Source organism: Epilithonimonas sp. (assembly GCF_036780765.1).
GTDB lineage: Bacteria > Bacteroidota > Bacteroidia > Flavobacteriales > Weeksellaceae > Epilithonimonas.
The window spans coordinates 181,875-207,557 of sequence record NZ_DAIQCG010000002.1; the positions used below are offsets into that span (position 1 = coordinate 181,875).

Annotated in this window: 17 protein-coding genes; 7 read left to right on the forward strand and 10 right to left on the reverse strand. The window is 35.8% G+C overall.

Annotated features, from left to right (window positions below; all coding sequences use genetic code 11):
* Positions 1-6 precede the first annotated feature (6 nt).
* Positions 7-3,249: a hypothetical protein gene (locus V7P73_RS04315; protein WP_442896957.1), complete on the reverse strand. Its 3,243-nt coding sequence runs from the start codon at positions 3,247-3,249 to the stop codon at positions 7-9.
* A gap of 152 nt (positions 3,250-3,401) precedes the next feature.
* Here V7P73_RS04315 and V7P73_RS04320 point away from each other — a divergent pair, with 152 nt between their 5' ends.
* On the forward strand, positions 3,402-4,187 hold the full coding sequence (locus V7P73_RS04320; RefSeq protein ID WP_333851722.1) for a T9SS type A sorting domain-containing protein: 786 nt from the start codon (positions 3,402-3,404) through the stop codon (positions 4,185-4,187).
* Positions 4,188-4,493: 306 nt separating this feature from the next.
* The gene (locus V7P73_RS04325; protein ID WP_333851723.1) at positions 4,494-5,345 is read left to right on the forward strand and encodes a lamin tail domain-containing protein; all 852 of its coding nucleotides are present in this window, start codon (positions 4,494-4,496) and stop codon (positions 5,343-5,345) included.
* Between the two features lie 85 nt (positions 5,346-5,430).
* Here the strand turns inward: V7P73_RS04325 and V7P73_RS04330 are convergent, their stop codons facing one another.
* From V7P73_RS04330 to V7P73_RS04340, 3 genes are all read right to left on the reverse strand, one after another.
* On the reverse strand, positions 5,431-8,229 hold the full coding sequence (locus tag V7P73_RS04330) for an aminopeptidase (protein WP_333851724.1): 2,799 nt from the start codon (positions 8,227-8,229) through the stop codon (positions 5,431-5,433).
* Between the two features lie 80 nt (positions 8,230-8,309).
* Entirely contained in the window at positions 8,310-9,668 is a 1,359-nt protein-coding gene (gene pyrF, locus V7P73_RS04335; protein ID WP_333851725.1) for an orotidine-5'-phosphate decarboxylase, read from the reverse strand.
* A 64-nt stretch (positions 9,669-9,732) separates the two neighbouring features.
* Positions 9,733-10,287, reverse strand: coding sequence for a DNA-3-methyladenine glycosylase I (locus V7P73_RS04340; protein WP_333851726.1), 555 nt, complete (start codon positions 10,285-10,287; stop codon positions 9,733-9,735).
* 101 nt (positions 10,288-10,388) lie between these two features.
* Here V7P73_RS04340 and V7P73_RS04345 point away from each other — a divergent pair, with 101 nt between their 5' ends.
* Positions 10,389-11,924, forward strand: a complete 1,536-nt coding sequence (locus tag V7P73_RS04345) for a serine hydrolase (RefSeq protein ID WP_333851727.1) — start codon at positions 10,389-10,391, stop codon at positions 11,922-11,924.
* 165 nt (positions 11,925-12,089) lie between these two features.
* Here V7P73_RS04345 and V7P73_RS04350 read toward each other — a convergent pair whose 3' ends face one another.
* From V7P73_RS04350 to V7P73_RS04360, 3 genes are all read right to left on the reverse strand, one after another.
* Positions 12,090-12,614, reverse strand: coding sequence for a GNAT family N-acetyltransferase (locus tag V7P73_RS04350; protein ID WP_333851728.1), 525 nt, complete (start codon positions 12,612-12,614; stop codon positions 12,090-12,092).
* Between the two features lie 9 nt (positions 12,615-12,623).
* Complete coding sequence (locus V7P73_RS04355; RefSeq protein ID WP_333851729.1) at positions 12,624-13,895, reverse strand: aminotransferase class I/II-fold pyridoxal phosphate-dependent enzyme; 1,272 nt, start codon at positions 13,893-13,895, stop codon at positions 12,624-12,626.
* A 76-nt stretch (positions 13,896-13,971) separates the two neighbouring features.
* A complete protein-coding gene (locus V7P73_RS04360; protein WP_333851730.1) occupies positions 13,972-15,009 on the reverse strand; it encodes a PLP-dependent cysteine synthase family protein in 1,038 nt (345 codons plus the stop codon).
* Between the two features lie 205 nt (positions 15,010-15,214).
* On the opposite strand from V7P73_RS04360, the gene V7P73_RS04365 reads away from it, so the two are divergent.
* The 4 genes from V7P73_RS04365 to V7P73_RS04380 all read left to right on the forward strand — a co-directional run bounded on the left by V7P73_RS04365 (position 15,215) and on the right by V7P73_RS04380 (position 22,924).
* Positions 15,215-18,700, forward strand: a complete 3,486-nt coding sequence (locus tag V7P73_RS04365; protein ID WP_333851731.1) for a glycosyltransferase family 117 protein — start codon at positions 15,215-15,217, stop codon at positions 18,698-18,700.
* A gap of 100 nt (positions 18,701-18,800) precedes the next feature.
* Complete coding sequence (locus V7P73_RS04370) at positions 18,801-19,331, forward strand: DUF1697 domain-containing protein (RefSeq protein ID WP_333851732.1); 531 nt, start codon at positions 18,801-18,803, stop codon at positions 19,329-19,331.
* A gap of 119 nt (positions 19,332-19,450) precedes the next feature.
* On the forward strand, positions 19,451-20,260 hold the full coding sequence (gene kdsA, locus V7P73_RS04375; RefSeq protein ID WP_312081889.1) for a 3-deoxy-8-phosphooctulonate synthase: 810 nt from the start codon (positions 19,451-19,453) through the stop codon (positions 20,258-20,260).
* Between the two features lie 444 nt (positions 20,261-20,704).
* A complete protein-coding gene (locus V7P73_RS04380; protein ID WP_333852123.1) occupies positions 20,705-22,924 on the forward strand; it encodes a TonB-dependent receptor plug domain-containing protein in 2,220 nt (739 codons plus the stop codon).
* A 135-nt stretch (positions 22,925-23,059) separates the two neighbouring features.
* Here V7P73_RS04380 and V7P73_RS04385 read toward each other — a convergent pair whose 3' ends face one another.
* From V7P73_RS04385 to V7P73_RS04395, 3 genes are all read right to left on the reverse strand, one after another.
* Complete coding sequence (locus V7P73_RS04385) at positions 23,060-23,776, reverse strand: C40 family peptidase (protein ID WP_333851733.1); 717 nt, start codon at positions 23,774-23,776, stop codon at positions 23,060-23,062.
* 30 nt (positions 23,777-23,806) lie between these two features.
* Positions 23,807-24,454: an O-methyltransferase gene (locus V7P73_RS04390; protein WP_312419101.1), complete on the reverse strand. Its 648-nt coding sequence runs from the start codon at positions 24,452-24,454 to the stop codon at positions 23,807-23,809.
* Positions 24,455-24,716: 262 nt separating this feature from the next.
* Positions 24,717-25,553 (reverse strand): OmpA/MotB family protein, encoded by an 837-nt coding sequence (locus V7P73_RS04395; protein WP_333851734.1) that lies wholly within the window; start codon positions 25,551-25,553, stop codon positions 24,717-24,719.
* Positions 25,554-25,683: the final 130 nt, after the last annotated feature.

The window sequence follows — 25,683 nt, forward strand, 5'->3', positions numbered from 1 at the left end:
CATTATTTAAAAGCTGGCGCGGATTTGCATACTTCCGATGTGGATGGTTCTATCACCAGAGTTTCGACCTTCATAATTCACATTAAGCTGAATAAAGGAGTTTACCGCCTGCTGGATGTATAATGTCCAGACTTGATTTTTCCCAGCTTTTAATCCTTCTAACATTTGATTTCCAACAATGCTGAAACTATTTCCAGAGAAATCATTATTGATGAAAGAAAAATTGGCTCTTATAGACGTTTTCGCTTTTTCCCATTGCAAAGTTCCTGAGATTTCGTAGGTTTTCAAAAGTTCCTCACCGTCGGTTCTTTTTTTCTGACGGAGCGCGCCGGATAATTCGGTTTGCAAAGTTTCGGTCAATTTGTAAGTTCCTTTTGGCTTGGTTTCCCAGTTTTGAAGAAGATAATTTCGGGAAGCATAAACCTGCGAACTGTTCGTTACATTTTGCAAAGTATTTTCCCAATCTGCGCGGAAAGTCTTAGAGAAAGAATAACCCACATTCAAGAAATGAGATTTCTGCCCGTGCGCTTCGTTACTGTAATTGGCATTAACCAAATTATCATTGTCAGTATATCGATAACTTCCGTTCCACCCGGATTTGTCATTAGAATTGAATAAAGCAGAAGCTAATATATTCTGCGTTCTCAGTAATTGATCTGCTTGTTTTTCGAAAGGATTCCAAACCAAAACTTTGCTTCCTTTCATATAAGAATTTTGGGAAAGTAAAGACAGATTGAAGTTCCATCGCTTCAAAAAAGCATTCTCAGAACTGATAATTACTGATGGGTTGACGAATAAAGCGACTTGTAATTTGTTTTTGTTTGATGCAAGATAATTCACGCTATTGGTATAAACTCTGATGTACTGAGCCAAATCCGCATATTCCGCCACTTCGAACTCGTCCAATTGCTGTACGCCATCGTTATTATAATCCGTCCATTTGTAAACGCCTTGTCCATCGGTTACTTTGATGTATTGAAATTCTCGTTGCGCTTCTTGGCCATTTCCTAATTCGTAGAAAAATTGTAGGCGCATTCCGTTTTTGAACAATTGCTGATTATATAAAATATTTCCAACTACGAAATCCTGATTTTGGTCATTCGCCAAAGTCCGATTTTCATAATAGAATTTTCTGTAGTGAACCAAGGTCGATAGTTGTGTTTTTTCGGTTTTGATGATTTGACTTTCCGCCATCAACCCCAAAATATTGTTCATCTTCTGAAGCATATTATTTTGCACCGAATCATTACTTCTGAGATAAATTTTGGACAATAATTTAGTTCTTGCAGAATCCGCGATTTTTTTCTGAATGAAAACTTCTTTCCAACTGAAACTCGTCACATCCAACAATTGTGTTGCGTTGTATTTTTTCTCGTTGTGTTCCATTGAACCGCCCAACATCCAGCTTCCTTTTTTTCCTGCCAATTCTGTAGAAACAGCACCACGAATGAAAGTTGTGTTAAGATCAGTCGATTTGGTGTCGAGATAAGAAACCGATGCGAGGTTATTGAACTTTCCGATTTTCCAAACAGCATCGATGTCGTTTTTGATGCCTTTGTAAGTATCCGTTTCTTCAAGATAATTCAGTTTATAATTAATCTTTGAAGTTTTGTTAAAGTCATTCAGGAATGAGAAAATAAATCTGTTCTGAGTAATCTGGCTGAACTCATTGGTTAAGTTGAAATCTCTCCAGAAATCAACATTGTTGATTCTGTCCAAAACGTGAAAGTTTTTTTGGATAATTTGATATTCCACCATTGGCGTTCCAGTCCAAGTATTTTTTCGGAACGTTTTGTTGGCGTAGATTCTTGCTGCATAACCAAGATTTTTATCATTGTCTTTGGACGAAAACATATTGATATCATAATTGCTCATTGAGACATCTGTTCCGATGACGCCTTCGTTCAAAGCATATTCGAAGTTAGCAGAATAAACTTGTGATTTCTCCGGTGCCGGCAATTTTCTGACTGCCATATAATCTCCCAATCCAGCTCCGACGTATTGGAAAACGCGACCATTGTTGGTAGATTGTTGTAACTGATAATCCCCTTTTCCGCTACCGAAATAAGTGAATGAAACCTGATATAAAACCTGAGTTTGGTCGGTGGAAAACTCGTAATGAAAAGAATCTGTGTCGAATATCTTTTTGTACAGAATTTTATTGACGTCGTATTCTGTTTCCACACCCGATCGCGAAAACATTGCATCCTGATTGTTCCCTGCATTGACCAAAGTTTGTTGGTCTTCTTCGCTAAGGTTGAGAGAAAGCGGTGCATTTTTGTTATCATTCTCCATAAACCAACTGAAGCCGGCTTTGAACTTCTCACGTTGATGTTTGATGTTTCCTGTGATTAAGAATCTGGTGTAATTTCGATTGGTATAATTATATGATACGTTGATGAAGTTCTGAGAATAAATCGGTCGGAAACTCGTAAAAGTGATTTCTCCTGTATTATAATTAATGATGTAATCCTGATTTTCACCACGTTTCATCAATATTCCATCAATATAAACCTGTTCTGAACCAGAAATAATTGTGATGAATAATTCGCCGTTTTTTCCAGTCAATCTATAAGGTCCTTGATTACCTTCAACACCTTGGAATCGCATCCTGAAAAATTCACTTCGGGCAACACCTCCGGAAACATCTACGGAGGTTTTGTTACCATTCTTTTCCCAATTGGTAAGGAATTGCAATCCCATACTTCGCCTTTGGTAACGCCCGAAATAAGTCGTTTCATCATTTAAATCGAGATGTCCGGCGCGTATGATGCTGTGATTTTTAATATTCAGTTGAAGATAAATCTTATCAAATTCCTGCAAAGTCTGTGTGTATCCATCTGCCTGAACCGGAAGATTATGGTCGGAAATCGATGCTAAAATCGAAACATCAGGACTTAGTTTTCCCGAAATCTGCATATCCATAGAACTCTGCACAGATGAACCTTGGTTATTCCCAAAAGTAATTCCTCTAATAATAGAGCCTTTGGAATTGAGTTCTCCAAGGATTCTTTTCTTGTCATTTTTTACCAGAACTTCTTCATCATAAATCACACGATTCTGTTTTTTGATGAAGTCAAGTGTGTCTTTGGTGAAAAAATCTTGATTGATTTTAGAAATTAGGACACTGTCTTTTTTAAGGGAATCTTGCGGGATATTTGGGTTTTTCCAACTGAAAATCTGTGCATTAACCGAAATTAGTGCAGAAAAAGTATAGATTATTAGAAAAATTTTATTTATCTTCGACACCCTTTTCTTGTGATGTGTAAATGTACTAATAATAGGCTTTACAGCGAATTAACAATTATTTAAAACGTAAAACAGGCCTTTAAAATTATAGTTAACATTAAAATTTTATATTTGCCCCAGAAGAAAACAAAACAATTTTAAACTTTTATATTATGAAAAAATTTTATTCTTTATTAGCAGTTGTCGCTTTGACTGCAACAGTAACTGCACAAAGTGAAAATATGGGTACTGGCGCAACAGGGAATCCTTTAGTGTCTGCTTATGCTGGTTTTCAGAATGCTGGAACTTGGTCTTACTCAGGAACTGCAGATGTTAGAACCTCTAATGCATCTACGGCTAGTGATTATTCTGGAGCTTCTGGAAGTAATAATGTAATGGTAAATGCTACTGGTGAAAATTTCATCATTTCAGGAATCAATACAAGTACTATCACTGCTTCAAATGTAAAGTTATCTTTCGGTCTAAGAAAAGGTTCAAGTGCTGCAAATAACGAGTTAACTGTAGAAGTAAGCTCGGATGGATCAACTTGGACACCTCTTACATATACAAGAGCTACAGGGTCTGGTACTGCTGTATGGGCATTGGTAACTCCATCTGGATCTATACCTTCCACTACAACATTATCAATTAGATTTACAGGAACTAATACTACAGAGTGGAGAATTGATGATGTAAAAGTATATGATGCAACTACAATGGCAGTTGTAGATGCAACAAAAGGAAAAGCTAATTTGGTAAAAAATACAATCGTTTCTAACGAGCTTATTTTCGGAGCTGCTGCAAAAGTATCAGTTTATAACACTGCTGGTCAGGTTGTAAAAACTGCTGAAGTTGCAGAAAACTCTAGATTAGATGTTTCTGCTTTGCCAAAAGGGACTTATGTAGTAACTGGTCTTGTAAACGGACAAGCTGTATCTCAAAAAATTATCAAGAAGTAATTCCCTTACTTTTAAAAAAAAATCAATAAAACCAGTGCTTTTCGCGCTGGTTTTTTTATTATGATTTAAAACAGGATTAACATTTAGTTGTTTTTAGATGTTTACCTTTGTTGCAAGAAAATAATGGAAAGTTAGATGATGTAAAATTGGTAGTTTTTGAACGTTATCATTTTGCATTGCTGACTAAATCTAATGTTGTAGATATAGAAATGTTAAAAAATAAACAAAATTTTGCTGAATACATTTTTTTATTAACTTAGCATCCCTTTAATATTACAAATAAAACAATTTTTAAACTTTAATAAAATGAAAAAAATCTTTACAATTTTAAGTATCGTGTCTGTTGCAACTGTTGCAAATGCACAAATAGTTATTAGCGAAGTATACGGCGGTGGCGGCGGTGGTACTGCTATTTATGCTAATGATTATGTTGAGTTGGTAAATTTAGGGTCTTCTCAAGCTACACTAACTGGTGCGTCTTTACAATATGCATCTGCTACTGGAACATTTAACTCTTATGTAGCTTTACCTTCAATTACATTGAATGCGGGGCAAAAATATTTAATTGAAATGGTTCCTAGTACACCAGCTACTGCTGGCGCTGCCCTTCCTACAGCAGATTTTCAAGTAACATCTAACACAAGTTTCTCAAATGGAAATACTTACCAAGGTGGTTTTGCAATGGCTGCTGCAAATGGTAAAGTAGCATTGGCAAATAACACAAGTCAAGTTACTGGTCCTACTGCATCTAATGTGATTGATTTTGTAGGTTATGGAACAGCTAACTTGTATGAGGGTTCAGGTGCTGCTCCAGCATTAGATGCTACATCATCTGCAACAAGAGGTACTGTTGATACTAATAATAATGCTTCTGACTTTACAAAAACTGCTCCTAACCCACAAAATATGGCAACTTTAGCGGTTTCTGACGTTACTAAAGCTAACTCAACTCTAGTTAAAAATACTGTAGTTTCTGAAACTTTAGCTTTCGCTAAGACTGCCGATATCCAAATCGTAAACGCTGCTGGACAAGTTGTAAAAGCTGCTAAAGTAACAGAAGGTTCTACTTTGAACGTTTCTTCTCTTGCTAAAGGGATGTACATCGTAACTGGTACTGTAAACGGAGAAAAAGTATCTCAAAAAGTTATCAAAAACTAATCATAGTTTTTCTTAAAAATAGAAGGCTTCTAATTTTGGAAGCCTTTTTGTTTTTACTTATTTCGATTCAAAATTTATCTAATTTTTAGAATACCCCCCGTCTCAGGTTATTAATCAACGCACCAAGATTAAGAACCAAAGTATAGCGTATTCTGTAGCCATAATCTTTGAAACCGGGCTCGAAGCCTAAACTAGAGGCAACAGGGAAATAAACTTCTAAGAAATCGGGAATTACTTTCACTTTTATTCCAGAATCCCAAATGAATTGTGTTGCTCTGTCTTTGTTTTTGTAAACACCGGCATCTGCATACACATTAAACCATTTCCAAACGTGAGAATCTACATTAAGACTTGTGATAAACTGATTGACAGATGTATTGAACATCGATTTGAATCCACCTTCTGCCAAGATAAACTGCTGAGAAAGAATCCCAGAAGTTGCACTTTGCCCTAATAAACCATAGGAAAAAGAGTAGTTGGAAACTCGTGAAATTCCGTAATTAAACAAAGCGTTCTTTGTAGCGTTCTTTATAAAATAACCAGCAAACCAACGGAAACTGATTTTTTTATCTTTTGAAAATTCCCAACGGTAAAAAGCTTCTGCCGAAATCTTTTGGAAGTCTTCCATCCATTGCAGGTTCCCCGATATGTATTTTTCGTGAATCAATCGGTTATCAGAATAAGAGTAACCCAAATTCCAAAGATTGTATTTGGAGTAAAGATTATTTTCAATCATCAGTGGAGTTAGTTCTCTATCGTAATAATTGTAGGAGAAATATAAGCTTCTTCCAATGGCACTTCTCGGATTTTTATTAAAATTAATGGAAGTTCCTGCGCCAAATCTCTTATAAGCTAAATTATTGTTATAATGAAAGTAAGAACCGGAAACGGCAAAATTCCAACTTCTGAAAAAGCTATTCGGTGGTAAAATCGAATAACCTACGGCTCCAGAACCGGTTAACTTCCCTGTTCCGGTACTGAAATATGGTGTGACAGAATAATCGAACTTTTGGTCAAAAATACCTTGGTTTTTGAAATTCATCCCAATAAGAATCTTGTCATAAGCATTGAAAGTCAATCTTGGTGTTAAGAAAATTTCGTTGTATTCAGGATTTTGGATATCTTTTATTAATTTGAATCTTATCTTTTTTGTATTGGAAAATAATCCTTTGGTGTAGATGTAATTGTCGCGGTAGTTAGATTCTGGGAAAATGTAATTGTCATTTAAAACAATTTTTTCTACATTCTCTTTTGGAACCAGAAGAGTATCGCTTTTTCCCGAACTCGATTCTTTCCAATAGGTAGTCGTTTCGCCAGAACTCTTCTCTGTTTCTACTTTTAGAGGTATTTCCAGTATGTTATTTTTATGAATTTCAACCAAATAATCATCTTTTTGTTCTTTGACGTTTTTCAAATTGAAGTTGATTCTGTGTTTCTCAGACATCATTTGCTGCAAAAAATTAGACTTTCCGTTGGAAAAGTTTTTTAGGTCATTTAAGAATTTTTGACCATCTGTTTTGGATTGATAATTAGCAGAAAGGTAGTCTTTCAAAAAATTATCAAAAGATTGCGCTCCAGTATATTCTGAGATTTGAGCCAAAAGACTTCCCATTTCAAACTGACTGATAGCTGTTGTATTGAAGTTGCTCAGAAGATAATAAGGCGTCGTGATTTTCTGGTCAAGGTTCTGAGTCGAGATGTAATGATAAGCCAAACCATAACGCTCGGATAATTTCAGTTTCGAAGCGTGAAACAGCTTCAAAGGTTTGATGCCGAAGATCCTTGCATTGTCTGGAAGATTTCCCAAAAGTTTATGCTCTGGATAGAATTGTTTAAGATATTCAATCTCAAGATAAGACTTCAAACCATTCTTCAGCCAATGGTCTTGGGTTTTGTTGGTGATGAAATGATTATCCATTACTTTCTTAGAAATCACGCTGAAATAATCCAAATCCGTCTTCTCATAATCCGTAAACAATTGATATTTGAATTTCCAAAACTTAATATCATCAATCCCAATGAATTCTTCTTTATTCAGGAATTTTTGAGTGATGAACAATTTGTTAGGAAGATTCCCAACTTTCGTTTTTATAAATTTAAGATGATTCGTAATGACAGAACCTAAAATCTGACGTTGATATTCCGTCACCTGATAACCGAGTTGAACATTAATTTGTTGCCAATCAATATTGATGGGAAACTCAGGATAAATTTCTGTTGAAATTTGAAATTCTGGGTCATTGATAGATTGTCCTTCGAACTCAGAATTATTATTTTGACTAAGGTTTGAATAGATTTTCCAATTAGTCGGAATCTCGAAATTGACTTTCCAAAATGAGCCTGCATTAGCTGTTTCTTCTGTATCACGATAGAAAGATTTTTTGTGAGAATCATCCTCATAAGTTTCTGGAACTAGGAAAAAATATTTTAATAAAATAAAATTAGCATCCAAACCATAACCCGTAAAACGAGCATCAGGAAGCTGAATTTGATATTTCAGATTAAGTTTGATGTTTTTTCCAGCTTCCAAAGGTTCTGAAAGAGGAATGAGAATGTTTTCCTGAGTTTTATTAAGAATTTCCGCAGAAATATTTCCGTAAGAATATTGAAGGCTTTCCAGTTTTCCGAGTTGTTCATCTTTTGCGAAAAAAAGATCTTTTTTTCGATCTTCTAATTTTCTTTTTAGTAGATGTGTTTTTCTGTTCTGATATGCTGAAACCCAATTCAGAAGCTTGATTTGTTTAATTGCTTTTTGATGAGAATTATGGTAAATAAGAACCTGTTCAACAGAAATCGTTTTCTGATCGTCATTTAGCCTGGCTCGGATTGAGATAGTATCTCGCTGCGCTTTTGCCGAGAAATAACAAATTAAGGATAGACACAAAAAAAATCGCTTCATCAAAAAATATCAGTAACTAAAACTACTATTTTTTTCTGATGAAGCGTGATGTTTTTTTGTTAAAATTACAAAGAATCCTGATAAGCTTTCCAGCCTTCGTTTTTGTAGCGTAAAGCTTCTTGTTCAGGTTCATCGGCTTTGTAAATTCCGCGTCCAACGATGATGAAATCTGTTCCGTAATTTCTAATCACGTGTTCCGGCGAATTATATTGCTGTCCTTTGTCATCTCCACTTGTTCCCAAATTAACACCTGGCGTGAACAATAAAAGCTGGTCAGAAACTTCATTTTGAGCTACGCAACCAATTATACTCGGATGGTTTTCTATAACTTTCAAAGCTTCTTCACGATAATGAGAATCGGTCAAAGTTCCTTCAGAAGACATTCCTAAAATCGCTACAACACCAACATTCACAAAGCAGTCCAAGCTTTTGCTTCCGCCAATAACGTGGGAAGTAACCAAGTCTGCCCAGTTGGAGATCTTGTAAGTTCCGTAAGAAAACTGCAATTCCTGAGTATTTCCGATGTCGGCAAATTTCCTGTCTTCCATCAAAAGGAAATTATGTTTCGTTGCCAAATCTTTGAGCGGAAGAATGGTTTCATCAGCATCAAAATCATTCAAAATATCGATGTGAGTTTTAAGAGCGACAATGTGTGGACCAACGATATCAGCAAAATCTAATAATTCTTTTGTTGTGATAAAGTCTGCAGATGCAATTAGGTTTGATCTTTTTTCAATGGCTATTTCAAGGATTTTCTTAGCGAAAGAATGTTCAGCAACTTCCAATTTTTGTTCGTAAGACAAACGTTTTTTCTCCTCAAAAACAACTTGATTTCCGTTTACAAAATCTTGAATTCTTGCAACTTCTTCGTCATCAATATAATTAACTTCTCTCAAGATTTCCACAACCTCAGAAATATTGAAAAGCGAGTGAACTGTGTAACCTTTGGCTTCCAGCTTTTCCTTTCCGCCTTGTTGTCTGTCCAAAACGACTACAATGTCCGAAACTTTGATGCCTTCATTTTCAACTTCATCAATCGTTTCAACCAAAGATTTTCCGGAGGTGATGACATCTTCTACCAAAAGGCAGTTTTGTCCTTTCTCGTAAATCCCTTCAATTAGTTTTTTTGTTCCATAAGCTTTGGCTTCTTTTCTTTTGATAATCAACGGAAGATAACTTTCCAGCGACATTGCTGTTGCCATTGGAAGCGCTGCATAAGGAACCCCGCAGATGATATCAAAATTATCCAAAGGAAGCATTTCCAAAAGATAATTGGCTAGTTTTTTTAGGATTTTTGGGTCAGAAGCAAGTGGACGCAAATCCACATAAAACGGACTTTCTATACCGCTTTTCAGTGTGAAACGCCCAAACTTGATTATCCCGAGTTTGTAACACTCGAGGAAGAATTCTTTTTTACTTTCCATTTACTTTCTTTAGATTTCTACAAATTTAAGGCGAATTTTTCAGACTGAGAAAATCGTATTGAATCTATTTAGTTTCTCTCCACTTCGGATTAGTTGCAAAAATATTCTCATTGATTTTACAGTTATCGGAATGCGCACCTTTCAGAAAGCCGATACTCATCAGAAACTCACCTACAATTTCTCCACCAGTAAATTTGAAAGTTTTCTTGAAGAGTTTTACCCATTCTTCTTTCGTTTTTGGATGATGATGTTCCAACCATTTTTCGAACGAACCGAATTCTTTTTTCAATTCCAAAATGGTTTTTGCATTTTCTATGGCTGCATTTACTTTTAGTTTATTTCGGATAATTCCTGGGTCTGATAATAATCTTTCGCGGTCTTTTTCAGTATAACCAGCAATTTTTTCGATACTAAAATTACTGTAAGCTTTTCTGAAAGATTCTTCTTTTTTAAGAATTGTTTCCCAGCTCAATCCAGCTTGATTGATTTCCATAATTAACCTTCCGAAAAGTTCATCATCATTGTGGATTGGGAAACCATAATGATTATCATGGTAATTTTTGTGCAATGCTTTTCGCTCTTTTGGCTGCATCTTTTCTATGGCTTGGCAATAGGACATTGTATTTTGGGGTTAAATTTAAAATGTAAAGATAATTAACCCATAATCATTATCAATTAAAAATTACAAATTCCTATCTTAGCCTAAATTCTAATTTAAAAATGAAAAGAAATATATCTTTATTCTTTGTTCTTTTTTCGTTCACTGTTTCCAAGGCGCAGATTGAAGAAAAAAAACTCGACGAACTGATTCAGAATTCTTTAAAAACATTTGATGTTCCTGGGATGTCTGTTGGTGTTGTGAAAGATGGAAAACTTATTTATGCGAAAGGTTTTGGTGTTCGTTCGCTTAAAAATAACCAGCCGATGGACGATAATACATTGGTGGGAATAGCGTCTAATAGTAAAGGTTTCACTTGTACCGCTTTGGCGATTTTAGCTGATGAAGGCAAAATCAACTGGGACGATAAAGTGACAAAATATATCCCTGAGTTCCAGATGGCAGATGCATATGTTTCTCAGAATGTGACCATCAAAGATTTGGTAACTCACAGAGCTGGTCTTGGTTTAGGACAAGGCGATTTGATGTTTTTTCCGGAAGGTGGGAGTTTGACTGTTAATGATATTGTTCACAATGTGAGATTCCTTAAACCAGAAAATCCTTTCAGAACGACTTTGGATTATAATAATATTATGTTCATCGTGGCTGGGGAAGTGATTCACAGAGTTTCCGGTTTGCAATGGGCAGATTTTATCGAGCAGAGAATTATGAAACCTGTTGGGATGACGGCAAGTTTCGGTTCTTATAGTAGAGCAAAAAATTCACAAAATATTATTGATGCGCACGCTCCGGTTGACGGAAAAGCGATTGCAGTTCCTCACGATTGGAACGAAACAGCGAACGCAGCAGGCGGAATTATGAGTAATATCCAAGATATGACGACTTGGGCGAATTTCCTCCTGAACGGATTTGTGACCAAAGACGGAAAGCGTTTGGTTTCTGAAAAAAATGCTCACGAACTTTGGAGCCTTCAGATTTCTGATAAAGTGGGAATGAGTTCGCCTTATGATACTCATTTTTATGGGTATGGATTAGGCTGGTTTTTGAGCGATGTGAAAGGTCATTTGCAGGTTCAGCATTCTGGAGGTTTGATTGGAACTGTGACGCATTTTACATTGATTCCAGATATGAAATTAGGAATTGTGGTTTTGACTAATCAGCAATCTGGTGCGGCATTTTCTACGATTACAAATTCGGTTAAAGATGCTTATCTGGGTGTTGAAAACCGTGATTGGCTGAAACTTTACGGTGACAGAAATAAGAAAAATGAGGAAACTTTCGCAAAACAAAAGAAAGAAGTTTATGATAAAGCTTCAAAATTCAAATCTGATTTGAAAGATGACCAATTCATCGGTTGGTACAAAGATGAGTGGTTCGGAATTGTTGAGGTTTCTAAACAAGGGAAAGGTTATAGAATTATTTCTAAATCTTCTCCAAGGCTGAAAGGTGATTTGATTCCATACTCAGCGAATTCTTTTGTGGCAAAATGGGATGACAGAAGTTATGATGCCGATGCGTTTTTTACTCTTAATTTTGATGAGAATGGAAAAGCGGTTTCTGCGAAAATGAAACCAATCTCTGATGTGACGGATTTTAGTTTTGATTTTGAGGATTTGGATTTGAAAAAGATTAATTAATGTTTTTAGAATAACATAAAACCGAAATTTCCAAAAAAAAATTACAAGCATCAATGTTGTATTACCAGATTAAAAAATCAATTAAATCATTAATGGTAATTGAATCAGAAAACACGAAGACCTTTAGCATAAAAAAGCCGATTTGAAATTTCAAATCGGCTTTTTTTATTTATTGAGATGAAGCTTCATCATAATGTCAGTTTGCTCATCATTTCCAAATTTGAAAATATGTTTATCAAACTCTAAAAAATTATTTTTCTTGTAGAAACTTATGGCTCTTGCATTTTCTTCCCAAACACCTAACCAAACGTAATCAACATTTTTGGATTCTGCAATTTCAATAGCTTTGTTGTAAAGGTGTTTTGCAATACTTTTTCCGTGAAAATCCTTTATGACGTAAATCCTTTCGATTTCCAAAGCATTTTTATCTTTGATCTCAGTTTGGGAATTGCCCAAATTGACCTTAAGATAACCCACAATATTCGTATCAACCAAAGCAAAATAGAACATCGAATTCTCGTCTGAAAGTTCTGATTTCAATTGCGACACAGAAAACTTTTCTTCCAGATATTGCTTCATATCTTCCTCTGAGTTTCCTTCTGAAAATGTCTCGGCAAAAGTTTGTCTTCCGATGATTTGTAAATCCGCAATATCTTCTAAACCGACTTTTTTGATTTGAATATCACTCATTCCCAATAATTAAATCGGCTTAAACTCTAAGTTTTGCTCTTTTAATAATTTAGCCGCAGCTTCTTTGTAGTAGCCGCTCGTCAATTTATTATGAATAGATTCGAAAGCAGATAGTGTTTCATTGATTTCAGCATCGGTGTGAGAAGCTGTTGGAATCAATCTTAAAAGAATCATTCCTTTTGGAATTACAGGATAAGAAACTACAGATGTGAAAATCAAATAATTTTCTCTCAAATCTTTCGCCAACATCATCGCTTCCATCGGTCCTCCTTGGATGAAGACAGGTGTTACACAAGTATTGGTATCTCCAAGATTATAACCGATTTTCTTAAGTCCGCCTTGTAGTTTTTCAACATTTTCCCAAAGTTTAGCTTTGATTTCTGGTCTTGATCTCAATAATTCCAATCTCTTCAAACCTCCGATTACCATTGGCATTGTCAAAGATTTTGCGAAAATTTGAGACCTTAGGTTGAATTTCAAATAACGGATAATCTCTTTGTTCCCAGCCAAGAAAGCTCCGAAACCAGCCATAGATTTTGCAAATGTTGAGAAGTAAACATCAATCTGGTCTTGACATCCTTGCTCTTCACCGGCACCAGCTCCAGTTGCTCCAAGCGTTCCGAATCCGTGAGCGTCATCAACCAAAATTCTGAAACCATATTTTTCTTTCAAAGCGCAGATTTCTTTCAATTTACCTTGTTGGCCTCTCATTCCGAAAACCCCTTCAGTAATTACCAAGATTCCGCCTCCAGTTTCCTCAGTTACTTTTTTAGCTCTTTCTAAGTTTTTTTCAAGACTTACGATATCGTTGTGTCTGTATGTAAAACGTTTTCCAGCGTGCAATCTAACACCATCTACAATACAAGCGTGAGAATCTACATCGTAAACAATCACATCATTTCTGGAAACTAATGCATCGATACAAGAAACCATTCCCTGGTAACCGAAATTCAGAAGATAAGCGGATTCTTTTTGAACAAACTCTGCCAATTCTCTTTCCAATTGCAAATGCTGTTCAGTTTCTCCAGACATTGCTCTTGCGCCCATTGGATAAAACATTCCGTATTCTGCTGCGGCTTTTGCATCGGCAGCAATAACTTCTGGGTGATTACAAAGTCCTAAATAATCATTAGCACTCCAAAAAATCACTTCTTTCCCCTGGAACTTCATTCTCGGGCCAATTGGTCCTTCTAATCTTGGGAAAATATAATAGCCTTCTGCGTAATCTGCAAATTGTCCTAGTGGGCCTGGATTTTGTTTTATTCTTTCAAAAATGTCCATTTTTTCTAACTGATATTTTTTATTGATTGAAAAAACCTTTTGCATAACAAAAGGTTATAGATTTTGTGATTAAATTTTATTTGATGATTTCTGTTTTGAACACTTCATCATAATTGTGGAAACAATTGTTGATAAAACCTTGTTCTTCCATCCATTTGTCGCTGTAAACTTTCGTAATATAACGTGAACCGTGGTCTGGGAAAATCAAAACAATCAAATCATCTTCTTTGAACTCGTGAGAATTCGCATACTGAATCAAAGCTTGAGTTACTGCTCCAGTTGTATAACCACCCATAATCGCTTCTTTCAAAGCAATCTCGCGTGTTTTGTAAGCAGACATCTCATCATTAACTCTTACAAACTCATCGATTCTATCAAATAAAAGAGCGCCAGGAATCAAGTTTTTTCCAAGACCTTCAATTTGATATGGATGAATTTCTGTTTTGTTGATTTTTCCTGTTTCGTGGTAAGTTTTCAGAATAGAGCCATCTGCATCTACACCAATTACTTTGATGTCAGGATTTTGTTCTTTCAAATATTTTGCAGAACCGGAAAGCGTTCCACCAGTTCCTGTGCAAGCAAAAAGGTGCGTTATTTTTCCTTCTGTCTGTTTCCAGATTTCAGGGCCTGTGGTTTGGTAATGTGCATCAATATTCAATTCGTTGAAATATTGATTGATGTAAACCGAGTTAGGTGTTTCTGCGGCAATTCTCTTCGCTACTTCATAATAAGATCTTGGATCGTCTGCAGGAACAGAAGCAGGGCACACATAAACTGTTGCGCCAAGCGCTTTAAGATAAGCAATTTTTTCAGCCTTCGTTTTGTCGCTAACTGCAAGAATACATTTGTAACCTTTTACGATACAAACCATTGCAATAGAAAAACCGGTGTTTCCTGAAGTAGTTTCTACGATTACAGAATCTGATTTTAGGATTCCTTGTCTTTCCGCATTTTCTATAATATGAAGAGCAATTCTGTCTTTTGTAGAATGCCCAGGATTATAAGATTCCAACTTAGCGTATACTGTCGCAGGAATGTCCTTGGTAACTTGATTTAACTTGACCAACGGTGAGTTACCAATTAAACCAAGAATATTATCGTATACATTCGTCATTTTTATATCATTTTTCTCTCAAAAACTGTCTGCAAAAATAAAAAAAAAATCGCAATGTTTTTGGTTTTGAGACATTAATATGTTAGAGCTGTGATGTATTGTAAATTATTTGGTTAATTTTCACTCATTTATAAAGTTTAATTTTTGTTAAAAACTCAGATAACTGAATCAAAAACGTTAAATTCGCCGATATTTCATTTTCCGTATGAAGAATTGGACTTTTAAACAGTGGAACACCATCTTGGGATGGGTCATTTTTGTAATTGCATTTATCACTTATTTATCAACCATAGAACCCAACTTTAGTTTTTGGGATTGTGGAGAATATATTTCTTCAGCTGTTAAGTTAGAGGTTACTCACGCACCTGGAGCTGCATTGTTTCAGTTAGTTGGAGCAGTTGTAGCATTATTTGCGTTTGGCGATGGTCAACATTATTCCTTAGTGATTAATGCAATGTCTGCTTTGTTTAGTGCATTTACAATTCTGTTTTTATTCTGGACTATTACACATCTTGTAAGAAGATTACTGAATAAAGAATTCGAAAATATAACGATTGCTGAAGAGATTGCGACATTATTTGCAGGAGCAGTTGGTGCTTTATGTTTTACATTTTCAGATACATTTTGGTTCTCTGCGGTTGAAGGCGAAGTTTATGCTATGGCAAGTATGTTTATTGCTTTAATTGTCTGGCTGATTACAAAATGGGAAAATGAATATCTAGAAAAAGACAACGAAAGATGGATTATCCTTTTATTCTTCATCATCGGTTTGTCTGTGGGTGTGCATATGATGTGTATGTTGGCGTTGCCTGCAGTTTGTTTGATTTACTATACAAGAAACTATAAATTCACATGGAAATCATTTTTGATAGCAAATGGGGTAACGTTGGTTATTCTTGCCATTGTATTCAAAATTATTTTCCCTGTGATAATGACTTTATTCGGGAAATCTGAAATATTCTTTGTCAACGGATTAGGTTTGCCTTTCCATTCTGGGACAGTTTTCGCATTTGTTATTTTGGTTGTTCTTTGTTATTTGTTCATCACTTACACAAGAAAAACGGGGAAATCATTATACCAAACCATCGCATTATCTGTAGTTTATATGATGATTGGATTCTCTTGCTGGTTGGTAATCCCAATCCGAGCAATCGCCAATCCACCAATGAACCTTAATGACCCAGACAATGCTTTGGGGATGTTGGATTATTATAATCGTGAACAATACGGGGATTGGCCAACTTTGTACGGTCAAAATTATACCGCTTATCTTGACCCGAATGGAATTCAGAAAAACGAAGACGGAAGTTACAAAACCGAAAAAACAGGTGATACTTACGAGAAAGATGCCACAACAGGACAATATCGTAAAGTAGGAGAAAAGTTTAATTATGTTTTTAGTAAAGAGCACGTTGGTTTCTTGCCAAGGATGTTCAGTGAAGATAAATCGGTAATGCCAAATTATATTTCGATGTACGGCGCACCAGATTTCACGTTCAATTATGGGAATGAGCAAATTTCTGAAAGTCCGGAAGCAAAACAGTTCTTTGATGAACTTCGTCAAAAATATGAGAACGGAACTATCAAAATGGATGATTATCTGAAAGCGAAACAATTCGGAATCATCAATGTTCAGAAACCGACATTAGCTCAGAATTTGGATTACTTCATCACATTCCAGAACTACTATTATTTCGGAAGATACCTGCTTTGGAATTTTGCAGGTCGCCAGAATGATGTAGAAGGTCATATGGAAAATACCAATGGAAACTTCATTACTGGGATTCCTTTCATTGATAATAATATTTGGGGAGACCAGAGCGAAATGCCGGCTAAATTCCAGAATGAAAGTACGGTTAAGTTCTTTATGTTGCCTTTAATTTTAGGATTATTAGGATTCTTCTTTCAATTAAATAGAGATTTCGGAAGATTCTATGCGATATTATCTTTATTCATCTTAACAAGTGTCGGGATTGTATTTTATACGGGGATGAAACCATTCGAACCTCGTGAAAGAGATTATGCGATGGTTGGTTCTTTCTATGCGTTTGCGATTTGGATTGGATTAGGTGTGGCTTCCATTTATTGGTTACTTCAGAAAAAAGTAAAAAGCAAATCAGCTCAGATTATTGTGGGAGTTGTATTGTTGGGAATTCCTTTTATGATGGGCTTCCAGAACTATAATGTTCACGACAGAAGCGGGCGTTACACGGCTTACGATTACGCGTATTCCAGTTTAAAATCACTGCCAAAAGACGGCATAATGTTCGTTTACGGTGATAATGATACGTATCCGGTTTGGGCAATTCAGGAGACTGAGGAATTCCGTCCGGATGTAAAAGTTGTGAATTTCACATTGTTATCTACACCTTGGAACATTGATCAAGTTAAGAGAAGAACATATAACGCAATGCCTGTTCCATCAACTTTGACTCACGAAGATTATCGTGAAGGTTCCAACGATCAGGTTTATATGATGACGAAAGATGATTGGTCTAATATTTTTGCGAATCTAAAAGACCAGGGCGCACCAGATACAGAATTTGCAGCCTTCAGAAAATATCTGACTCAGGATTCTATCACAATGAAAGAAGCAGTTAACTTCCTGAAAATGAAGTCGCCTGAAAAAGATGAAATTGTTAAAATGATTTTCGGAGAAGAGCGTTATGAAAAATTCAACTTCCTTCCGGTTTCCAAATTTGTACTTCCAGTCAATGTCAATAATGCAATCAAATCAGGAACGATAACACCAGCAGAAGCTCAAAAAGCCGAAAAACAAATAGTCATCGACTACAAAGGTTCTAGTATGTTCAAGAATAATATGATGATGTTGGATATCCTGGCAAACTTCGATTGGAAACGTCCAATCAACTTTTCAAGCGGCGGGATTTATGACGGAAGCAATCTATTCTTCCTTTCCAATTATTTGAAATTTGATGGATTCAGCTACAGATTGGTTCCAATCAAAACCGAAGAGTCTCCGGATGGCGAGTTAGGAATGGTGAATGCGGACGAACTTTATAATGTAGTTAAAAATTACAGATGGGGTAATTTCAAAGATTTGAAAACCCATTTTGACGAGACTTGCACGCAGAATATCATCGGTTACAGATCATCGGCAAGTAGAGCGGCTGAGGCTTTGGTGCTGAAAGGCGACAAGAAAAGAGCGATTGAAGTTTTAGACTTAGCAAGCAAAGAAATTCCTGTTTCCAAATATAACGACCCAAGGTCTTTGAGTTCTATTGTTTATGCCTATATCGTAGCAGGACAGGAGCAAAAAGGACTGAAACTGGCAGAAGACCTCAAAAAAGGAATCTTCGAAGAGTATGATTATTACACAAGATTATCGCCAAAATTCCAGGTTTATGCAGCAAGACAGATGAAAACCAAGCCAATGGAATATTCCCTTGTTGTGGGTGCGGTTTCTGATGCTTATAACAAAATCGGGCAGAAAGACAAAGGTTATCAATATCTTGTCAACTCATTGAATGTGATTGATAAAAGATTCAACACATTCATCAAAGATTTGCAGGAGATGGGCAAAGAAAAGGCTTTCAAAAAAGCAGATGATGTACAGAAAGTGACATCGTTCTACTCTTATCTATTTGATATTATGAAAGATTACGATACCACTTATGAAGCTGAAAAGATGGACAACATCACAAAACAGTTGATGAAAGTCACACAATAAATAAATTAAACGTCTCGATATTTCGGGACGTTTTTATTTTATAATTTTAGCAAAATCTTTTTGGGACATCTAAAATTTATCATTTAAAATCTAAAATTCTATGAAGTACTGTGCTTTTCTCCGTGGTGTCAATGTCAAAGGGACCAATATGAAAATGGCAGATGTTTGCAAAGTCTTTTCAGAGGCAGGTGTCCAAAATGTATCTTCGGTTTTAGCAAGCGGGAATATTCTGTTTCAATCTGATAAAGACTCTGTAGAATTAAAGAAGATTTTGGAAAAAGCAATGTCTGAGCATTTCAATTATGAAGCTTTTCTCTTCGTCAAAAATGAAAAAGAAATCAACGAAATTTTACAGAATAACCCTTTTCCACCAATAGAAAATTTCCACAATTATATTTTCCTAGGTTTAGAAAAAGTCGATGAAACCTTGTTGGAAGAGTTTGAAAAATTAAGCAAAGCAGAAGACGAAAAAGCTAAAATCGTCAACAATATATTCTATTGGCAAGTTCCAAAAGGACAAACTTTGGATTCCAATTTCGGGAAAGTTCTCGGTAAGAAAAGTTTAAAAGATAAAATGACTAGTAGAAATGCCAATACGTTTGAGAAAATCATTAATAAATTCGGGAAATAGATGATCTCAACCCTTTCGATAGTTTGAGTTGGAAAAGGTTTTCCTGCATTAATTCCGTATATTTGTATTCGGTTTTCAGACCATCTATCATCTGGAATTTATAATTTAAAATCAAAAAAATGATACAATATTTAGATAACATTCATCACAAAGATTCCAAGAATTTTTTCCTGATTGCAGGACCTTGCGCAATCGAAGATGAAACTATGGCTTTGCAAATAGCAGAAAAAATTGTGAAGCTTTCCGACAAATACAATATTCCTTACATCTTCAAAGGATCTTTCAGAAAGGCGAACAGAAGCCGTGTAGATTCTTTCACGGGCATCGGCGATGAGAAAGCTTTGAAGATTCTTAGAAAAGTAGGAGAGACGTTCAATGTTCCTACTACGACGGATATTCACGAGAATGGTCACGCGGCTTTGGCTGCAGAATATGTGGATGTGTTGCAAATCCCTGCTTTCTTGGTTAGACAAACAGATTTGTTGATTGCAGCGGCAGAAACTGGAAAAGCGGTGACACTTAAGAAAGGACAATTTCTTTCTCCTGAGGCAATGAAATTTGCTGTTCAGAAAGTAAAAGATTCCGGAAATGATAAAACAGCGATTATCGAAAGAGGAAATACTTTTGGTTACAGCGATTTGGTGGTAGATTTCCGTGGAATCCCGACTATGAGAGAATATTCTCCAGTTATTTTGGATGTAACGCACTCTCTTCAACAACCAAATCAAAATTCTGGTGTTACAGGCGGAAGACCAGAGTTGATTGAAACTATTGCAAAAGCGGGAATCGCAGTCGGAGCTGACGGATTATTCATCGAAACCCATCCAGACCCTTCTGTAGCAAAATCCGATGGTGCGAATATGTTGAAATTAGATTTGCTTGATGACTTGCTTGGGAAACTGACAAGAATCAGAGAAGCAATATTATAAAATTGAAAGTCCGATTGATTCGGGCTTTTTTTATGTCTTCAAGTGATGATATTTAAAACTTTGACTTAATATTTCTTAATTCATCAGCAAATATTCTGAAACAAATCGATTTTCTGCATAACAATTACAAATATTCTTTCGTTCTTTAGATTAATTGTTATTTTTGCTCAACCTAGGATATTTCAAAATATAAAATCGATAATAAAAACTACAACATTGAAAAATTATATTCTCTTAATTCTTTTCTTTTTGCCGGTTTTGGCATTTTCTCAAATCAATTTAAAAGTTCTGGACGAAGACGGAAAATCTGTTTCTGAGGCTGAAGTTAATTATAACAATCAAACTTATCAAACGGATAAAAATGGTTTTGTAAAAATCCCGCTTGCTGATTCTGAGCAAACTTTGAGCGTACAAAAATTGAACTTCAAGGGTTTTTCTAAAACGATCAAAACTTCACCAAAAACTCAAAGCGTTAATGTTCTTTTTTTACCTGTCGTTAATGCTACGGAGATTCAGGAAGTTGTGTTTCAGAAAAAAGGAATCCGTAAAACCAATGACCTTACTTCGGTAGAGATTTCTGTGAAAGAAGCGAGAGAAGTAGCGTCTTTAGGAGGTGGCGTGGAAGGGCTTTTGAAAAGTTTGCCTTCGGTCAATTCCAATTCCGAGTTGTCTTCCCAAATTATGGTAAGAGGTGGAAATTATGATGAGAACTTAATTTATATTAATGATGTGGAACTTTATCGTCCGTTTTTGATTCGTAACTCTTTGCAAGAAGGGATGAGTATCATTAATCCGGATATGGTTGGTATGATTAATTTTTCTGCTGGTGGATTTGAACCAAGATATGGCGATAAAATGTCGTCTGCACTTAATATTTATTACAGACAGCCAGAAAAATTTGAACTTTCCGGAGAAGCAAGTTTGATTGGCGGAAGATTGACAACAGGTTTTGCATCAAAAGATAAAAAATTCACAGGATTAGTTTCTGCCAGATATAGAAACACAAACCTTGTTCTTAATACTTTGAATGAAGATACAGATTTCAATCCGAGATATATGGATTTGCAGACTTATCTTAATTATCAGTTCAATGAAAAATGGTCTTTGTCTTTCTTAGGCTATTATGCAAAGAACGATTACCAGATGGTTCCGAAGCAAAAAGAAGTAGATTTTGGAAGTCTTTTACAACCTTTGAAATTGACAGTTTTCTACAACGGACAAGAAGACGACCAGTATAAAAATATGATGGGAACGGTAAGCGTTAACTTCAAACCTAGTAAAAAATGGCAATTCAGTTTAGATAATTTTGCTTATCAGAACAGAGAAAGAGAATATTATTCTTTGGCATCTGGTTATATCTTGGAAGCGTTTGATGAGGAAGGAAATCCTGTTGCTGGTTATGATGCAGGTGGGCAGATTGATCACGCAAGAAATGACTTATTAGTTAGAGTGGTTGGTTCACAATTCAGAACGAGATTTTCTCCGGATGTAAACACAGATATTGAAGTTGGTGTAAAATATGAAAGAGAAACCATCAAAGATTTTACCAATGAATGGCAGTTTGTAGATTCTATCGGTTACAGCAATCCTAGAGATTTCGTAATCCCAGGAAATCTTGATACTTCTGCGCTTAATCTTAAATATTATATTGCAGGACAGAATAATATTACCCCGACAAGGATTTCTGCCTATGCCCAATTCTCCAAAAAATTTATGTGGGGAAGTAATAAAATCTCTGTCAATGGTGGAGCCAGAGTTCAGAATTGGAGTTTTACCAAAGAGACATTGTTCTCTCCAAGAGCGCAATTTGCGATCAAACCAGATTGGGATATGGATATGTTGTTCCGAGTTTCCGGAGGTGTTTACTATCAAGCGCCTTTCTATAAAGAGATTAAGGATTTGACAGGCGCTTTCAACTCAGACATCAGAGCTCAAAAATCTTATCAAATTATCATTGCCAATGACTACGAATTCAAGATTGGAAATAACGATAACAGAAAGCCTTTCAAATTGACTACGGAAGCTTACTACAAGAAAATGGAGAATTTGATTCCATATTATCTTGATAATGTAAGAGTAAGATATGCTGGAAAAAATAATGCGGAAGGTTATGCTTACGGTTTGGATGCAAGACTATACGGGCAATTCGTTCCTGGTGTGGATTCTTGGATTTCTGCAAGTTATGCGAGAGTTTATGAAAATATTGAAGGAATGGGTTATATTCCTAGACCTACGGATCAGCGTTTCCGTTTTTCTATGTTCTACCAAGATTATATGCCGAAGTTCCCAAGTATGAGAGTTAATTTGACTTTGACTTATGCTAGTGGATTGCCTTCTGGAACGCCAGTTTTATTTGACTCAGCAGGTTTGCCAGATTATTTGGCGGCTTACCGTTATCAGAAAACATTGCCTGCTTATAAGCGTGTTGATATTGGTTTGACGAAAGTTTTCCTCGATCAGAAAGACAATAAAGCAAGCGGTAATTTTTGGGGCAAATTCAAGGAACTGACTTTGGGTGTTCAGATTTTCAATGCCTTTAATATCAATAATACGATTGCAAATCAATGGATCAGCGATGTTAATTCTTCACCTCAATTATACTATCCAGTTCCAGTAAGATTGACAGGAAGATTCTTCAATGTGAAGTTGGAATTCAAACTTTAAAATAGAGTTACATCAATAAAAAATGAAAGCTTCCTACTTCAGGAAGCTTTTGTTTTATAGAGGTGCGAAGCACCGAAATATTGGTAGAAAACATTGAATATAATAAAATAGAGGTGCGAAGCACCGACATATTTTTTAAAAATAAGACCTAATGAATCTCAATTTATGCGTATGCTTATTTTGGTCTTTGTTGAAGATTCCGCTTGTGTCAAGGCTGTCGATTCTTACTTTTCCGTGCGCGTGGATGATCTTTTGATCTGCCAAGATAATCCCAACGTGATGGATTCTTCCATCTTTGTTTTCGAAGAAAGCAAGGTCACCAGGTTTAGCTTCCTCAATAAAAGTTAAAGCATCTCCAATTTCCGCTTGCTGATAAGTATCTCTTGGGATTCTAATTCCGTGAATTTTGTAAATAATTTGTGTAAAACCACTGCAATCAATTCCGAAAAAGCTTTTTCCACCCCACAAATAAGGAACATTCAGGAATTCCTTAGCGCAGTTGACGATGCTTTCACTGAGGTCACGTCCACGAGTAGGCGCAGTTGTTTCAAAATTGACTTCAGAACCCATTGATAAAAGCACTTTTCCACTCTCAGTCATTGTAGATTGGAAAGGCTCTTTCACAAGATTTCTTTTTCTTGATGTTACAAATTCATCAGAAACAGGCGAAATTTGTTTTGTGTCCATCCAAGCTTCGTAGTTATCATAATGCGTTATGATTTTAGTCCAATTATCTTTAACCTCGATGATATCCGCAGATTCGCCGTAAAGAAGTTGTGATACGATTTCGCTTTTGTCGGAACTGTCTGCTCTCAGCGGAGCGATGGAAACATTGCAAATGCCTTTATTCATTTCAATCAATTATGAATTTAAAAATACGAATTATTTCTTTCTAATCAAGTGTAATCCGTCTCGCAAAGGTAAGATTAGATTTTCGAAATCGGAATCTTCAGCGATGATTTTATTCACCAGTTTGATTTGTTCCGTTTGTTTATCTTTTGGATTGTTTTCCAGGACTTTTCCATACCAAAGAACATTATCAATGAGAATAATACTTCCAGAACGAAGATTGGGTTTGATGAGTTTCAAATATTCCAGATAACTTTCTTTATCCGCATCAATGAAAATCAAGTCCCAAACTTTATCCAGTTTTTTGATTTCTTCTTTTGCATCTCCTATTATGAATTCGATTTGGTTTTTATAATCACTTTCTGCAAAGTATTTTTTTGGGATATAAGCCAAGTCTTCATTCTTATCAATCGTATAAATTTTCCCATCTTTGGGTAATCCTTCCGCCATACTCAAAGCAGCGTAACCTGTAAAAGTCCCGATTTCTAAAACGTTTTTTGGCTGAACGATATGCGATAGAATACTCAATAAACGACCTTGTAAATAACCGGAAATCATATGCGGTTGAGTCGTTTTCTGATAGGTTTCTTTTCTTAATTTTTTGAGAATGGCTGGTTCTTCAGAAGCGGTTTCTTCCAAGTATCTATCCATTTCTTTGTCTAATTCTTCGAAATAACTCATTGGGAGTTCAAAGTTTTTGGTTTATAGCTCAAAGGTACTAAATGTTTAAATTATGACCGATGTTGTATTGATGTCGAATCTGCAGCCCGACTTGAACGGAGCTCATCCGCTTCTGGCGGATAGCGGGAGTGGAAGGCGGATAAAGCTACCCAAACCTAACAAAGTGGTTCGACGTAGTCAAATAAAAAAACCTCGCCATTTCTGACAAGGTTTAGATTTATAATTCTGGATGAATAATCAATTATCATTCATCTCATATCATTTATTTCTTAACCGGAGCAATGTCCATCAACTTCATAAACTCATCCAGTTTCGGCATAATGATGATTTCCGTTCTACGATTTTCGCTACGTCCGGAAACGGATGCATTAGTCGTTTTAGGATTGTATTCGGATCTACCGCCAGCAGTGATTCTGTTAGGATTCACACCAAATTGATTCTGAAGAACTTTCGCAACGGCAGTCGCTCTAAGTGCAGAAAGATCCCAATTGTCTCTCGGCGCATTGGCGCTGTTCAGAGGCGTGTTATCTGTATTACCTTCAATCAAAACGCTATATGTGTCATAATCGTTGATTACTTTAGCAACCTTCGCTAAAACATCTGCAGCAGCTGGTTGGATGTCATATTTTCCAACTTGGTAAAGCATTTTATCAGATAATGAAATCAATACAACACCTTTTAGTACTTTCACATCTACATCTTGGTCTGCAACGTTGTCAAGTGAACGTTTCAATTTGTTAGATAACGCAAGATTCAAACTGTCATTTTTGCTTTTTCCGGAAATCAATTGCTTGATATAAGCATTAGAAGCGTTGATTTCTCCAACTAATTTATCAATGTTTGCAGAACCTTTTCCAGCGTTAGATAAACAAGCATCCAAACTAGATTTCAGCGCATTGTTTTGTCCAACTAGCAAGTCGTTCTGCCCTTTTAGAGAGGAATTTTCTCCTTTCAAATCTTGGATTTGGCGCATTCTTTCACCAGCATCTTCAATACATTGTTTGTAGTTCAGATTAAGCGCGTCGAATTGTTTTTTGCTGACACACGATGCCAAGGAAAGTCCGACGGCAGTGATAGTCAAAATTTTAAATAATCTCATAGTAAATATTTATTTGTTTTATTGTTTTTATTGAGTGGTTATTGGTTTTAAAACGTTTCAAAAGTAAGAATTAATAACTGTATATTTGTGCTTATAACTTAATGTTTCGTTATAAAATTGTGTTAAGTCT

Excerpts from the sequence above, each read along its gene's own strand:
- V7P73_RS04365 (WP_333851731.1), top strand. The coding sequence starts at position 15,215 with ATGAAGAATTGGACTTTTAAACAGTGGAACACCATCTTGGGATGGGTC.
- V7P73_RS04345 (WP_333851727.1), top strand. The coding sequence starts at position 10,389 with ATGAAAAGAAATATATCTTTATTCTTTGTTCTTTTTTCGTTCACTGTT.
- V7P73_RS04395 (WP_333851734.1), bottom strand. The coding sequence starts at position 25,553 with ATGAGATTATTTAAAATTTTGACTATCACTGCCGTCGGACTTTCCTTG.
- V7P73_RS04325 (WP_333851723.1), top strand. The coding sequence starts at position 4,494 with ATGAAAAAAATCTTTACAATTTTAAGTATCGTGTCTGTTGCAACTGTT.
- V7P73_RS04385 (WP_333851733.1), bottom strand. The coding sequence starts at position 23,776 with ATGAATAAAGGCATTTGCAATGTTTCCATCGCTCCGCTGAGAGCAGAC.
- kdsA (WP_312081889.1), top strand. The coding sequence starts at position 19,451 with ATGATACAATATTTAGATAACATTCATCACAAAGATTCCAAGAATTTT.
- V7P73_RS04370 (WP_333851732.1), top strand. The coding sequence starts at position 18,801 with ATGAAGTACTGTGCTTTTCTCCGTGGTGTCAATGTCAAAGGGACCAAT.
- V7P73_RS04340 (WP_333851726.1), bottom strand. The coding sequence starts at position 10,287 with ATGTCCTATTGCCAAGCCATAGAAAAGATGCAGCCAAAAGAGCGAAAA.
- V7P73_RS04390 (WP_312419101.1), bottom strand. The coding sequence starts at position 24,454 with ATGAGTTATTTCGAAGAATTAGACAAAGAAATGGATAGATACTTGGAA.
- V7P73_RS04360 (WP_333851730.1), bottom strand. The coding sequence starts at position 15,009 with ATGACGAATGTATACGATAATATTCTTGGTTTAATTGGTAACTCACCG.
- V7P73_RS04355 (WP_333851729.1), bottom strand. The coding sequence starts at position 13,895 with ATGGACATTTTTGAAAGAATAAAACAAAATCCAGGCCCACTAGGACAA.
- V7P73_RS04350 (WP_333851728.1), bottom strand. The coding sequence starts at position 12,614 with ATGAGTGATATTCAAATCAAAAAAGTCGGTTTAGAAGATATTGCGGAT.
- V7P73_RS04320 (WP_333851722.1), top strand. The coding sequence starts at position 3,402 with ATGAAAAAATTTTATTCTTTATTAGCAGTTGTCGCTTTGACTGCAACA.
- pyrF (WP_333851725.1), bottom strand. The coding sequence starts at position 9,668 with ATGGAAAGTAAAAAAGAATTCTTCCTCGAGTGTTACAAACTCGGGATA.